The organism is Acinetobacter sp. WA-87 (assembly GCF_039938935.1).
Lineage (GTDB): Bacteria > Pseudomonadota > Gammaproteobacteria > Pseudomonadales > Moraxellaceae > Acinetobacter > Acinetobacter seifertii.
Map to the genome: position 1 here is coordinate 717963 of NZ_JBDUVF010000001.1, position 14419 is coordinate 732381.

10 protein-coding genes are annotated in these 14419 nt (G+C 39.9%); 2 read left to right on the forward strand and 8 right to left on the reverse strand.

Annotated features, from left to right (window positions below; all coding sequences use genetic code 11):
• Positions 1-158 precede the first annotated feature (158 nt).
• A complete protein-coding gene (locus tag ABFY81_RS03475) occupies positions 159-1100 on the reverse strand; it encodes a LysR family transcriptional regulator (RefSeq protein ID WP_057085100.1) in 942 nt (313 codons plus the stop codon).
• Between the two features lie 204 nt (positions 1101-1304).
• Between ABFY81_RS03475 and ABFY81_RS03480 the strand changes: the two genes are divergently transcribed.
• Positions 1305-4787, forward strand: coding sequence for an indolepyruvate ferredoxin oxidoreductase family protein (locus ABFY81_RS03480; protein ID WP_347913036.1), 3483 nt, complete (start codon positions 1305-1307; stop codon positions 4785-4787).
• A 73-nt stretch (positions 4788-4860) separates the two neighbouring features.
• On the opposite strand, the gene ABFY81_RS03485 is transcribed toward ABFY81_RS03480, so the two are convergent.
• Positions 4861-5664, reverse strand: a complete 804-nt coding sequence (locus ABFY81_RS03485; RefSeq protein WP_347913037.1) for a thioesterase family protein — start codon at positions 5662-5664, stop codon at positions 4861-4863.
• A 533-nt stretch (positions 5665-6197) separates the two neighbouring features.
• Between ABFY81_RS03485 and ABFY81_RS03490 the strand changes: the two genes are divergently transcribed.
• Positions 6198-6824: a LysE family translocator gene (locus ABFY81_RS03490; protein WP_347913038.1), complete on the forward strand. Its 627-nt coding sequence runs from the start codon at positions 6198-6200 to the stop codon at positions 6822-6824.
• Positions 6825-7050: 226 nt separating this feature from the next.
• Here the strand turns inward: ABFY81_RS03490 and phnX are convergent, their stop codons facing one another.
• The 6 genes from phnX to ABFY81_RS03520 all read right to left on the reverse strand — a co-directional run bounded on the left by phnX (position 7051) and on the right by ABFY81_RS03520 (position 14332).
• The gene (phnX, locus tag ABFY81_RS03495) at positions 7051-7866 is read right to left on the reverse strand and encodes a phosphonoacetaldehyde hydrolase (RefSeq protein WP_347913039.1); all 816 of its coding nucleotides are present in this window, start codon (positions 7864-7866) and stop codon (positions 7051-7053) included.
• Between the two features lie 36 nt (positions 7867-7902).
• Positions 7903-9090 carry a 2-aminoethylphosphonate--pyruvate transaminase gene (gene phnW / locus ABFY81_RS03500; RefSeq protein WP_347913415.1) on the reverse strand — a complete coding sequence of 396 codons (1188 nt, stop codon included), beginning with the start codon at positions 9088-9090 and terminating at the stop codon, positions 7903-7905.
• A 26-nt stretch (positions 9091-9116) separates the two neighbouring features.
• Complete coding sequence (locus ABFY81_RS03505) at positions 9117-10271, reverse strand: TIGR03364 family FAD-dependent oxidoreductase (protein WP_347913040.1); 1155 nt, start codon at positions 10269-10271, stop codon at positions 9117-9119.
• A 101-nt stretch (positions 10272-10372) separates the two neighbouring features.
• On the reverse strand, positions 10373-12082 hold the full coding sequence (locus ABFY81_RS03510; protein WP_347913041.1) for a putative 2-aminoethylphosphonate ABC transporter permease subunit: 1710 nt from the start codon (positions 12080-12082) through the stop codon (positions 10373-10375).
• Entirely contained in the window at positions 12076-13272 is a 1197-nt protein-coding gene (locus tag ABFY81_RS03515) for an ATP-binding cassette domain-containing protein (protein WP_347913042.1), read from the reverse strand. Before ABFY81_RS03515 ends, ABFY81_RS03510 begins: the two co-directional genes overlap by 7 nt.
• 22 nt (positions 13273-13294) lie before the next feature.
• Positions 13295-14332, reverse strand: coding sequence for a putative 2-aminoethylphosphonate ABC transporter substrate-binding protein (locus ABFY81_RS03520; RefSeq protein WP_347913043.1), 1038 nt, complete (start codon positions 14330-14332; stop codon positions 13295-13297).
• Between the last annotated feature and the right edge of the window lie 87 nt (positions 14333-14419).

Here is a 14419-nt window from a genome sequence, read left to right on the forward strand (position 1 = left end):
CGTTCAGGAATTGGGACTAAATCCCTCATGCAATTTTTTTAAAATTTATCATTTATCTCTGTATTAAATGCCTCTCTGAACAGAAGCATTCTCTACCCTATTTTTGTTCTAAATCCGTATTATCCTTTTTCAATTGTAGTCCTTAAAAATTTATCTGATTATTTATAAAAATAAGAAGCATCCATTTCAATTCTTGGAGAAATATGTTCTTCCACCCAATCTAACCATGCACGTGTTTTAGCATCAATAAAATGACGTGAAGGCAATAAGGTATAAACTCCTATATCGGGCGAACGCCACTCTGGCAAGATATGACATAATCTTCCATTCTGAACTGCATCTAAAGCCGAAAACATCGGCAATAATGCCACGCCCATATCTTGTTGCACCACATCTAATAATAACTCAGGGTTATCTGCAATGAGTTGCCCGCCAGTATCAATTTGGTAAGACTCACCCTTTGCATTTAACAAGTGCCAATCTGGTGTAATCGATGGGTTTACCAAGCGTAAACAGGCATGGTTTTTTAAGTCTTCTGGGGACTTAGGCACACCATGTTTTTCGAGGTAAGCAGGTGATGCACATAAAACAGAAAAAATAGTGCCAATTCTGCGTGCAACAAACCGAGAGTCTGTTAAGGATTCGGTCAGATACAGGCTGACATCGACCCCTTTTGCCAACAAGTCTGGAACGTATTGTGAGGTCGTATATTCCACGGTTAGTTCAGGATAATGCTTACAAAATTCGGCCATCACTGGAAAAACATAATGATGCCCAAAGCTTCCCATGCTTAATACACGTAAACGGCCTTTGGGTTTAGATGCCGTTCCTGTGACTTCTGATTCTGCTTCATCTACCATTGAAATGACTTGGCGACAGCGCTCTGCATAAGTCGCACCAATATCGGTCAGTGCCTGCTGGCGCGTGGAGCGTTGTATTAATTTTGTACCTAAGCGTGTTTCTAGCTCGCTGATAAGACGTGAAACCTGTGCTGTGGTCAGATCCATCTGCTCAGCTGCTGCTGTGAAACTCCCGCTATCAATCACTTTCAGGAATGCATGCATTGCATGCAATAGTCCACCATCGAGATTTTTGCGCATAACGTAAATATGTTTTCCTAAATTACGGATTGTTGCACCAGTTTAGTTCAACCACAATGACTAAATGTACATACATTGGCACTAATTCTTTTTAAGAAGCGGAACCGATCTTTTTTTATTTCGTATGTCACTTGCTCCAAATATTCAACTGGATGTTGAAAAAAGAAAGTAGTCCGAGCTACTAAAAATTCTAAGGAGATATAAATGAATATAGCTACAAAAGTCACTCCAAATATTATTGCAACAAAGGATGTGTCACTTGAAGATAAATATGTAAGTGATAACGGTACAGCATATATGACTGGCATTCAGGCACTTGTTCGGTTGCCTCTTGCCCAAACTCGCCGTGACGCGATTAATGGTTATCATACTGCTGGTTTTATTTCTGGTTATCGCGGTTCTCCTGTTGGTAACTATGATAGTTTCCTTTGGCAAGTTCAAGGATTACTTAAATCCCATAATGTTGTATTTCAACCTGGTGTAAACGAAGACTTGGCTGCTACCGCAATTTGGGGTACGCAACAAGTTAACCTTTCAGGCCAAGGCAAATATGATGGAGTGTCTTCATGGTGGTATGGTAAAGGCCCGGGCGTTGACCGTTCAGGCGACGTACTCCGCCATGCGAACTTAGCTGGTACCTCTGAACGTGGTGGTGTCGTTGCTTTATTTGGTGATGACCACTCATGTAAATCTTCTACAATCCCTCACCAGTCTGAACATGTCATGATTGGTTGCGGTATTCCAATTTTCTACCCAACATCCGTTCAACAAATTTTAGACTTTGGTGTTCACGCCATTGCAGTTTCACGTTTTTCTGGCCTTTGGTCTTCAATGAAGCTGGTGAGTGAAATTGTAGAAACTTCTGCTTCAGTTCATGTTGACCTAGACCGTGTCACTCCAGTTATACCGGAAGATGTCAATTTCCCAGAGGGCGGCGTCAATATTCGTTGGCCAGATCACGGCATTCAGCAAGAAGAACGTCTTTATAAATATCGCTTACCTGCTGTTTTGGCCTATGCCCGCGCGAACAAAATCAATACCGTTACATGGCCTTGTGAAAATGCCCGTATTGGTATTGCCGCAAGTGGTAAAGGTTATTTAGATACCATTGAAGCCTTACGCATTTTAGGCATTGAAGATGAAACTGCTCAGCAGCTTGGGCTACGTGTTTATCAAGTTGGTCTGATTTGGCCGTTAGAACCTCAAGGCGTTCGTGAGTTTGCCGAAGGTTTGCAAGAACTGATCGTTATTGAAGAAAAACGTCCAATTATTGAAACACAAATTAAAGATGAGCTGTACTCACTGCCTGATGGCAAACGCCCACATGTGATTGGTAAAGCAACTGATGGCAAAGGCGAATGGAGTACTTCTATTGAAGAAGCACCGCTCATTGGTCACTATGAGTATCAGCCTGAACCGATTGCAAAAATGCTGGCTGCTCGCTTCTTAAAACTCGATATTCCAGAAAGCTTAAAAACACAAATCCAAAGCAGAATCGACTTACTGCTAAAAGCAGAGCAAGAATCGAAACGTGTTATTGATCTTGCTGAGCGTAAACCGTATTTCTGTAGTGGTTGCCCACATAACTCTTCAACAGTCGTTCCTGAAGGTAGCCGTGCACTAGGCGGTATTGGTTGTCACTATATTGCCGTTTCACTTGACCGTGGTACTGAAACGTTCTCTCAAATGGGCGGTGAAGGTGTAAGTTGGGTGGGTGCATCACCATTTACCAATGAAAAACATATTTTTGCGAACCTTGGTGACGGAACTTACTTCCACTCAGGTTACTTAGCAATCCGTCAGTCTATCGCTGCAAAAACCAATATTACCTACAAAATCCTCTACAACGATGCGGTCGCTATGACAGGTGGTCAGCATGTAGACGGTCATTTGAGCGTTGCACAGTTAACTCGCCAGCTCGCTGCGGAAGGTATTAAAAAACAAGTTATTGTCACTGATGAAGTTAAACTATTAAACGAAGAAGATGGCATTGCACCGGGTGTCGAAATTCGCCACCGTAATGAGCTCGATGCAGTTCAACGCGAGCTTCGTGAAGTTTCAGGTGTAACCGCTTTAATTTATGTACAAACCTGTGCCAGTGAAAAACGCCGTCGCCGTAAACGTAATGCCTACCCTGACCCTGCTGAGCGTTTATACATTAACAGTGATATCTGTGAAGGCTGTGGCGACTGTTCGAAAAAATCAAACTGTTTATCTATTGAACCTGTAGAAACAGCTTTAGGTACTAAACGTCAAATTAACCAAAGTAGCTGTAACAAAGACTTCACTTGTGCTGAAGGGTTCTGCCCTAGTTTCGTGACCGTTCATACACGTGACATGAAACGACCTGCTAAATTTGAAGGTATTGGTGCAGGCTGGCCTACTTCACCTGTCATCCCTCAATTATATGACGTTCCAAGTCGTATTATGGTTGGCGGTATTGGTGGTACAGGTGTTGTGACTATTGGTGCACTCCTTGGTATGGCAGCTCACCTAGAAGGTAAAGCTACACGTGTTATGGACATGGCTGGACTTGCCCAAAAAGGTGGTACGGTTTATTCATACGTTCAACTTGCAGCAAGTGATGAGCAAATTTCTTCTACCAAAATTCCGGCAGGCCAATGTGAATTATTGATTGGTGCAGATGCGGTAGTGGCTGGTGGTAGCGCTGCTCTATCTCGCTTAAAAGATGATGCCTTAGTTATTGTGAATGAAGACAGCACCCCTACTTCTGAGTTTATTAAATCTCGTGACTGGTATGCACCTATTAGTGATTTAATTGATCGTCTTCGTGGTCGTGTTCGTCAAGGTCAACTGGTTTCTCTGCCAGCAGCTCGAATTGCAACTCAGCTCTTAGGTGATTCAATCTATACCAACCAGTTATTACTCGGTATGGCATGGCAATCTGGTCGTATTCCGTTATTACGTGAAAGCATTGAAAAAGCAATTCGTTTAAATGGTACTGCTGTTGAAAAGAACCTCGAAGCTTTCCGTGTGGGTTGTCATCTTGCAAGTGACCCAACTTTAGCTGCACGCTTAGTTGCGGCAATGCCAAAAACCAAAACTCCGCAAACTTTGGCTGAACTTGTTGAAGATCGTTCTGCTCGTTTAACAGACTACTGGAATGAAGCTTATGCAGCTAAATACCGCACACTTGTAGAATTGGCAGCTAAAAAGTTACCAGAAGAATTAACGGGTACCATTGCAACTCAGCTTTATAGAGTCATGGCTTATAAAGATGAATATGAAGTTGCTCGTCTACTAACAGGTAAAAGCTTCAAAGAATCGATTGAAACCCAATTCGGTAAAGGCTTACGTTTAACTTATCATCTTGCTCCACCAGCGTTACTTGGTGGTCTGAAAAATGTTCGTAAACGTGCGTTTGGTTACTGGATGCGCTTCCCAATGATGATGCTTGCGCGCTTACAATGGCTTCGTGAAACTTTCCTTGACCCATTTGCGCGTCAAGAAGAACGTCAACACGAACAAGCTTGGCGTGACCGTTACATCGCATTTGTTGAAGCACTTGTTGAGGCACCAGACAATCATAACTTGGCAGTTGCTGAACAAATTGCAAAATTACCAGCAGAAGTTCGTGGTTATGGGTACATCAAAATGAAAGCAATGGATGCTGCAAAACAACGTTGGGATGAACTTACACCAACACTGATTAAAGTTCGTAGCTAAGAAATTGCTTGAAAATTAAATCTCAAAATAAAAAAGTCATCCTTAGGGATGACTTTTTTATTGGCTCAAAAATTTATTTAGTCATTTTACGTAACGTCAAAATCTGCTCACTTCGTCCAAATGGACCATACGCGTCATGTAAAACCGCACTGGTTAAACCAATACCATCTGAGCCATATTGCTGAACGGTTTCCAGACCTAACCATTTACCTTGCGGATAACGGTGCATGTGAACTTGCAAATCAAGATTTGGGAAGCCCCACGTAAATTCGCCTTCTTGTCTTGGCACAATCCCGTTTGCTGTATCTATCATGCCAATCAAATGGGCAAAATCTGTCGTCGGCTGCCCTTCAACCATTTCGTTATCGTTATTGAGCCAAACAATGCCTTTACCTGCGCGATGCTGATCATCAGTTTTAGTGACGAGTGTCTGGATAAAACCACCCGGCCATCTTTTCATGCCCGTCCATTCGGTAAAGGTATCGGGATGATGAATTGGTTGATCTTCAAGCCCAGCAATATCGGAACTGTCTTGAGTGCACATGCGCCATGCTCTAGCCACTATACAAGTTTTACCTTGTGCTTGTAGTTCTGCTTCAATCAATTCAATCGTTTTACCGGCACGAATCACATGTGTTTTAATCGTAAATTCACCAAATGCAATCAATCCAAAAATATCAAAACTAATTCGACCAATTCGCATATCTTGTCGTGGTGAAAACTGTTCTAACTCTACTGCGATCACGCCACTTGCAGGCGCCATATGCTGTTCATGAGGGTTCCATGCCCCTTGTGCATGAACAGTTGAGCAATAATGAGCAATAACTTCACCTTGAGGACCAATTGTTCTATTCAGTAATTGATAATAAGCATTCATGATTTTCTTTCCTTAGTCCTTGTCCAACATCAATATTTGATGAAAATTCACGTTTTAATGCTTATGTTAACTCTCTATTTCTTTGGCTCAACTGGTTTTTCCTACCAAAAACTCATGAGTCTAAAATTACAAATTTAATCACTAGGTAAAATTTCGCATGTCAATTTCACCCATAGTTGTAGAAAATATGGCATAAATTTTTTTACTATAAATAATAATCAACAGAACTTACTGAACAAATTCAAATTTGGAATCGTTTTTCTGTTATAGCTAATTTTGAAAAATGCTAGATATTACTTATTCCACTATTTTATTATGCTCAATTTAAAATATTTAAATTTATTAATATTATTTAAAATAAAGTTTAGATAAATTTAAATTAGTATCAACAATAAAATAAAATTCTAAAACTACTCAAACTCCACACACCAATTAATCAATCAAAAATATATAGAAATAAATTATATTTTAAAGCATTATAAACTATTTCCCAATCTGCACTCTAAAAAACACCTTGATGGAAATAACAAGTAATGAATTATAGTTTTTTATCTTTTGTTCTAACGGCATTAGTGATTAATTTAGCACCCGGTCCTGCTATGTTTTATGTATTAAATCAATCATTAAAATATGGAATAAAAGCAGGATTAAAAGCAGCAGCAGGTGTTGAATTTGGTGTTTTTTTCTATGTATTGTTATCAGCATTTGGATTAATGTTTATATTTCAACAAATTCCTCTGTTATATAAAATTCTTCAATTCACTGGCGCTTTATATTTACTATATCTAGCTTATGTAGCTTGGCCCAAACATAAATCGATTGAAAGCTCAAATGTTCCTTCACAAAATTCTATAGAATCAGCTTATTATTCATTTAGCAAAGGTATGTTAATTAACTTGTCTAATCCAAAGATTGGTCTCTTCTTTGTTAGCTTGTTACCACAATTTATATCTTCGGATTCTCATCCAGCTTGGCTACATTTCCTGTTATATGGCTTAATATTTAACTTTGGTGGGATCTGTGTAAATATGACTGTAGGTGTAATGGCTCGCAAATTAAAATCTATTATACAAAAAGCATCATGGTTTGATTATGTTCCACCTCTTCTATTCTTAACGATTGCAATTTTAACTATAGGACGAGATGCCCTGTCTAGCTAAACTATTAAAATCAACATATTAAATAGTGAGTCCTAAAATTAATTCCTAAGATTTTATTAGATACTCCAGAAGATTAATTAATACCTAAAAATAAATTATGAAGTTCATAAATTAATTATAAAAGACTTTATAATACACATATTCTTATTTAAAAATTACCAATAAGGCATTTCCAGCTTTCAAAAGAACCTGCTTTATAGCAGGTTCTTTTTACAAAAGCATTTGTTTAAGGTCGTTCACCCTGCCCCAAACGGCGTTCAATATCATCGAGCACATTTGGTAAGTCAGCGACACTATCAATCACATAGTGAGCACCCGATGCATTCATTTTTTGGTACGCCTTATCTTTTAGCACAATTTGTTCATCAGCCGATAATGCGCTCCACTCCTCATAGCTTAAACCGACTTCATTGCCACTAATCGCAAGTCCTACTGTCCAGCATCCGGCATTTAAACCTTCATCAATGCCCACCACGGTATCATCCACTTTTACAACAGTTTTGATGTCAGACACATCGAGTTGAATTAAGTTCTTCCATAACATTTCAGGATATGGACGGCCAAATTTCACATCACTTACCGTAACGATACAGTCCGGTCGATAGCCCTGATCGGCAGCATCTTTAACCAAACGACCAATCATCATGGATGCATAACCTGTGTTACTGCCAATTTTTGCACCACGCTTTTTAATATTTTCAAACGTTTCCAATGCACCCGGAATTAAAGCAGAACATGTTGGAATTGATTTCAATTGATAAGGAATAAAGTCTTTATATAAACGGTCAATATCTGCTTCTGTTGCCGCTTGACCATAAACTTCCTGCCATGCAGCTGCTACGCGTGGCATTTTTAAAACAGCAGCAATATGATCACGTTTTTCTAAACCCATTGGCGCGCGCGCTTCTTCAACCGTAATTTCAACTTTATTGTCTTTGAATAACGCCATAAAAGCCAAAATTGGTGCGCGTGAGCCAAAATCTACAGTTGTCCCTGCCCAGTCAAAAACAACAGCCTGAATTTGTGTATTGTTGGTCGTCATGGTGTATTTCCTTTAATTCAAATATTTTAATAAAAGTTATGCTGTTACCGCTTGATTTAGATGGCTTTTGTAGTAACTCTCAATCGCAGCAAGAAGCCCTTCAATATCATGTATATAAACTTCGCCAATATTGCCAATACGGAAGCAGTTAAGATCTGTGACTTTGCCCGGATAAATTACGTAGCCTGATTTTTTCAGGGTTTCATAAAATGACTGGAAGCTAAATGTTTCGGCTGTCGGGTACAGAAAAGTGGTAATGATGGGTGATTGTGGGCACTCTTCACCGAGTACCAACTCAAAGCCCAGTTGTTGCATACCTTTAGATAAAGTTTGCTGGTTTTGTAAATAACGTTGATAACGTGCAGCTACTCCGCCCTCTGTCTCAAGCTCAAGCAATGCTTGATAAAATGCACGTACCACATGGGTTGGCGAGGTAAAACGCCATTTACCGTTATGCTGCTCCATCGTGTTCCACTGGTCATACAAGTTGAGACTAACCGAACGTGCCAAACCTTTACACGCTTCTAAGCAATCACGTTTCGCCAAAATAAAGCCAAAGCCCGGAACACCTTGAATGCATTTATTTGCACTTGAAATCAGGAAATCAATTTCAAGCTTTGCCATATCCATGGGCACACCGCCAAATGAACTCATGGCATCCACAATCCAGATTTTTCCTGCTGCTTTAACTAAACGGCCTATCTCTTGGATCGGATTTAAAATACCTGTGGTGGTTTCACAGTGTACACAAGCAACATGGCTAATAGTTTTGTCTTTTAAAACACGTTCAATTTCTTGTAAATCTGGTGTTTGGGTTTCTAAATAGTTCAGCTCGATCACTTCAATATTTAAGCAATGCGCCATTTGCACCATACGTGCACCGTATGCGCCGTTATTAATGATCAAGATTTTGCCATCACGCGGAATAGCTGAACCAAGTACAGACTCTACGGCAAAACTTCCACTGCCTTGCATTAACACAGCTGTATATTTTCCAGATTCGCTGGTTGCCAACTTTACCAGTCGATTACGAATATCTTGTACCAGCGAGTTGTATTCTTGGTCCCAAGTACACCAGTCTTTTTGCATGGCACGGCGTACCGTTGCCGAAGTTGTTAATGGGCCTGGTGTGAGAAGCAAATACTTGTTCTCTAAATCCATATCGAGTTGGGGTTGCATTTTCATAATGTTACTCATTTCTTTCGCGTTCATTTCAATATACATCAATCTGGTTTAAACCAGATTACAAGTTAATAAATATTTTGTGTTAAAACTTCTTTCATAAATCCGGCTCCTGTGGTCATGCCTTTACCAGCAATTGCACTCACCAGAAAAATGTTTTTTTCAGCTTCAGTAACACAGGCCAACTCATGTTCATGGGTCAGGTAATAACCATTCCAACGTTTTTGAATTGGAGGTAAAGTCAGGCCTAATTTTTCGTGGCAGTAAGCTTGAATAAACTCATTAATCTCTTCGCGTTGCTCAAACTGAGGTGCTTCATTAATCGAATGATATTCGTGGCTATCGCCTACAATCAGTTCGCCAAATTCGTTTTGTTTAATCAGAATATGAATGCCGAATTCTTTGATCAGCCCTTGCTGTGATGCTCTAACCAGCTCAGCATGACTCGGGCAAATTTCAAAAGCTGGATAACGAGAGATAGATAAGCCTGAATAAAGAGAAGCATTTAATTTTTGTTGAAATGGTTGAGTCAGCGCCATTTGTAAGCCACAACGTTTCAGATTCAAGCTTTGTAATAGATGTGGATATAAAACATCGATGATTTCACCGTGACAGATCAAAACTTTATTTGCCTGATGTACCTCGCCATTTGCTAAACGAATGTGACAGCTTCTATGTTGATATTGAGTTTGAACAACACAAGCATTGGTATAAATCTTTACACCTTTACTTTCGGCATATGCCAACAGTCGCTGCCCAATCACATGTGGTTCGACCGAATAATCTTCTTCAAAAACCAAGCCGCCTTGAAACTGCTGTTCGGGATTTAAATAAGAAAATTGGGTGACCAGTTCATCATGCTTTAGCAAATGAACTGGAATTTGGTAATGATTTGCACGCTCGGCAAACTCTTTTAAAACCTGCCATTCAAGTGCAGTGTTTGCGAGATAAATACCTTGGCGTTGAGCAAAGGAAATATCGGTTTCAGCCTGAATACGCTGATAAAAAGAACGCGTTTCAAGAGCGTATTTTCGCCACTGCTGTTCAGGATGGGTTAAGGTTGATGTTCCAACCATGCCGAAATTACGACGAGTTGCCCCCACTGGTTGAGTATTTTTCTCGAAGATACAAACTTTTAAGCCTTGTTCTTGCGCGTGTATGGCAGCGGACAAACCTAAAATACCGGCTCCTACAACAATTAAATCAAACTGTGCGTTATTCATAAGACTTCCAATTTTCGAAATTTAGGATGAATAAACCCTTGCTTTGTTGAACAAAGCATTTTCATTTCAGTCGGTTAAATAAAAATTGTGTTTAGCTAAACTTATTGAGCACTTTCACGCCATTGCTGACTTCTTGCCATAATTTTTCTGGTAAATAACCAATGAATAAGTTTTACAACACATGAGGTGGTTAAAATGAGAATGCTCATGGCAACAGCAGCAACCGTATCGCCTGCATCATCCATATTTAAAACTGCCACCGCAGCTAAATTGGTGTCTGGTGAATAGAGGAAAATCGCAGCCGACACAGTGGTCATGGCATTCACAAAAATATAGACCGATACATCGCACAGCGCTGGAAAACACATGGGCAAATACACTTTCCAAAAGGTTTTCCATTTTGATGTTCCTAGAGTTTGTGCTGCCTGATCGAGTTGTAGCGGAATCTGTTTAATGGCGTTGGTTAAAGTAAGATGTGGCACGGTGTAATAATGCACAATGGTTGAAATCACCAAAATGGTCATGGTTCCATACAGCACATTTAACGGGTTGTTTTGCTGGTTAAAAAACAAAATGTAGGCAATACCTAGAACTAGCCCCGGCACAGCGAGTGGCAATAAAACCAAAGCTTGTACATAATTTTTAATCAGTGGATGTACTTTAAAACGTTCGGTTAACAGTGCCACCATAAAAATAAGTGCCGTGCCCACAACCGTACTAAAAAAGGCCATGCGAACCGAGTTGAAGTATGCAGTCCAACCACCACCATCGACATATTCAAAACTGTAATGTGCTAAAGTTAAAGACAAATCATAAGGCCAAGTCTGAATGAATGACGCCAGCACAGCCGTAAAGATAATCAGTAAAATTGCACCTGAAACCAAACCACAAAATAGGCTCAGAATGACTTCAAGTTTTTTATTCGGGGCTGAAACATAAGGTTTAGCCTGAAAGGCTTGAAACCGTGCATGGCGTTTGCTTTGTATTCGATCAAAAATGAATACAAACACTGCTGGTAGCAATAACAAGATGGAAATTACTGCACCCATACTCATGTTTTGCTGACCAATAATCTGTTTATAGACATCAAGCGCCATCATGTTAAATGAACCGCCAATGACTTTCGGAATTCCGAAATCGGTCAAAACATAAATAAAGGCCACCAGACTTGCGCTGATGAGTCCATAACGAATTGCAGGTAGCGTGACATGGTAATGGGTCTTCCAGATATTTTTGCCGAGCGACAAAGATGCCTCAATTAAACGTTGATCAACACTGCGAAAAGACACCATCATCAACATTAAAATTGCTGGAAATAGCCAAAAGCAATAACTGATTAAAATACCGATTGGGCCATAAATTTGTATATCGCCCAGTAAAGGTTTTAATACACCTTGCTTACCAAACAAGTAAACCAATGCCAAAGAGGGCAAAAGTGACGGCGCTAAAATGGGTAAAAAAGCGACCACTTTAAAGAAGCCTTTGCCTTTCATATTGACATTGGTAAGTGCAAAAGCATAAATGCTGGCAAGAAACACTGTAATGACAGTGGCAGCACAAGCAACCCACACCGAGTTAAATACAGAGCTGAGTAAAGCTGGACTTGCAAAATAATTATAGAAGTTTTCAAGACCAACAAGCTTCTGATTTTCATCAAAAAATGCAGTTTCAAACAGCATCATTAAAGGAGCAATAATCGCTAAAGTCAAAGCAATTGCAACGCTAGCCAAAGCAATATTTGATCTTAATGAATATTCAGTTTTTCGACGCGGCTGTGTTTTTAAAACCGCTGAAGCAGTCTCATTTAACATAGTGCATACCCTTGTTCATCAAAAACATGAATGAGCTGATTAGGCACTTTTATAAACATGAGTTCTTGCAAAGATTTGAACTTGGTATTTTCAATTTGTAAAAGATGTTTTGCTTGCTCAATTCCATCGATATGAATAGTACAAAACAAACGACGTTTCGCACCTAAAAATTCAGTGCTTAATACTTTAACGGGCAAATACAAAGACTCTTTATCACTACCGAAATCATCAACCAACTCGACAGCTTCGGGTCTAAAACCAATGATGTAGCTTTGCCCAGCTTTAAGTTTTTGCTGCTCCAAATTTAGGGGAATAAAACCCAAAACCTCGAGCTGACTGACTACTGAACAAGTGGCTGTCAAAAAGTTCATCGTACCAATAAACTTAGCAACGAATTGGGTTTGAGGCTTGTAGTAAATATTGTGCGGCGTATCAATCTGCTCAATGACGCCATGATTCATGACAACCACACGGTCAGAAATGCTTAATGCTTCTTCTTGATCGTGTGTGACCATAATGGTTGGCAAATTAAGCTGAGATTGAATTGAACGGATCTTTTGTCTTAGGTTTAGGCGTACCTGAGCATCGAGTGCAGACAAGGGTTCGTCCAATAGTAAAATATCTGGATTTGGCGCAATTGCTCGAGCAAGCGCAACACGTTGCTGCTGCCCGCCCGACAATTGATTTGGATATTTTTTAGCAATATCGGGTAATTCAATCAGTTCTAATAACTGCTGAACTCGCTGACTACGCTGTGCCTTATCCCATTTCTTTTTGTCTAAGCCAAACGCAATATTTTCTTCAACGCTTAAGTTTGGAAATAACGCATAGTTCTGAAACACAATACCACAGTGACGCTTTTCAGCACTGAGCAACGTAATGTCTGCGCCTTTTTTTATAACCTTTCCATAATCAGGTTTTTCTAGACCCGCAATGATGCGTAGTAAAGTGGTTTTACCGCATCCAGAAGGCCCCAAAAAGCTCACGAACTCGCCAGCTTTCAGGTCTAAATTAATATGCGTTAGGGCATGAAAGTGTTGGAACTTTTTTTGTATATTCACCACTTCTAAAACCGACGGACCATGTTCAGGATATTTATAGGTCGTTAATGACGACAGTAAATGCCCTGCTAACTCACCCTTTTGGTTTTGACCTAGCAGCGATGACTGCAATAACGAAGGTATTTGCATAATGAGGCCCTTATCCCAAAGATCACTTTTCAAAACGCTTTGACCATTCAGCCAAAATATGTTCGCGCTGCTCGGCCGCCCAATAAAAATCATTTTTTACGAGTATTTGAGGAAGATTTTTCGGGAAGTCCATAGTGGTATTTTCAATGTCTTTATAAGCTACCATTGAAAAGTTATGGGCATAGGCTTCATTTGCCGCTTTGCTTACCGACCAGTTTATAAATTTCTGTGCGCTACTTAGCTTCTTCGTTCCTTTCACAATCGCTGAGGCTTCCATTTCCCAGCCTAAACCTTCAGTTGGATAAACCACTTCTAAAGGCGCACCCTCTGCTTTTAATTTAAATGCCGGATAGCCGAAAGAAACACCAATTGGGATTTCGCCTTGTGCCGCCATCTTGCAAGGTTTTGAACCAGAGTGAGGATATTGCGAAATGTTTTTATTTAAAGCCTGCATATAGTCCCAAGCCTGCTTTTCACCCCAAATTTGCATCCAAGCCGTGACATCTAAATAGCCTGTGCCACTTGAAGCTGGATTTGGCATCACAATCAGGTTTTTATAAATCGGGTTGGTTAAATCTTTCCAAGTTTTTGGAATCGGTAGCTTACGTTTTTCTAATTCGACTTTATTGACACAAATTGCAGATTCCCATGCATCCATACCCGTCCAAGTCGGTACAGATTTTTGACTTACAAATTCTGGTTTTAAATTTTGGATGCCTTCTGGTTTGAAAGGCTCAAGCATGTCCTTCTTTTCCATGACCAGTAAGCTGGTTAAAGCCACACCAAAAACCACATCCGCTTGAGGATTTTTCTGCTCTGCCAAAAGTTTAGCGGTGATCACCCCTGTTGAATCACGTACCCATTTTACTTTGAGTTCAGGATAGGCTTTGTGTAATTCTTCTTGGTATTGCTTAAGCTGATCGGCTTCCACTGCCGTATAGATTGTAATTTCTTCTGATTGTTTTGATGTTGCTGATGAACATCCCATTTGAATAGCGACCACTACACCTAAAACTGATGCAGTACCGAGTTTAATTGTCTGTTGAACATACTGTTTCATCTGCAAACCATCGAATGCAATTATTTGATGATGGTATTTCAACAGCTTTATATGACAGTTTAATTAATCTGGTTTAAACCAGATTTC

Bases quoted from the DNA above. Each gene is read 5' to 3' on its own strand.
- ABFY81_RS03475 (WP_057085100.1), bottom strand. From the start codon at position 1,100: ATGCGCAAAAATCTCGATGGTGGACTATTGCATGCAATGCATGCATTC.
- ABFY81_RS03480 (WP_347913036.1), top strand. From the start codon at position 1,305: ATGAATATAGCTACAAAAGTCACTCCAAATATTATTGCAACAAAGGAT.
- ABFY81_RS03485 (WP_347913037.1), bottom strand. From the start codon at position 5,664: ATGAATGCTTATTATCAATTACTGAATAGAACAATTGGTCCTCAAGGT.
- ABFY81_RS03490 (WP_347913038.1), top strand. From the start codon at position 6,198: ATGAATTATAGTTTTTTATCTTTTGTTCTAACGGCATTAGTGATTAAT.
- phnX (WP_347913039.1), bottom strand. From the start codon at position 7,866: ATGACGACCAACAATACACAAATTCAGGCTGTTGTTTTTGACTGGGCA.
- phnW (WP_347913415.1), bottom strand. From the start codon at position 9,090: ATGTATATTGAAATGAACGCGAAAGAAATGAGTAACATTATGAAAATG.
- ABFY81_RS03505 (WP_347913040.1), bottom strand. From the start codon at position 10,271: ATGAATAACGCACAGTTTGATTTAATTGTTGTAGGAGCCGGTATTTTA.
- ABFY81_RS03510 (WP_347913041.1), bottom strand. From the start codon at position 12,082: ATGTTAAATGAGACTGCTTCAGCGGTTTTAAAAACACAGCCGCGTCGA.
- ABFY81_RS03515 (WP_347913042.1), bottom strand. From the start codon at position 13,272: ATGCAAATACCTTCGTTATTGCAGTCATCGCTGCTAGGTCAAAACCAA.
- ABFY81_RS03520 (WP_347913043.1), bottom strand. From the start codon at position 14,332: ATGAAACAGTATGTTCAACAGACAATTAAACTCGGTACTGCATCAGTT.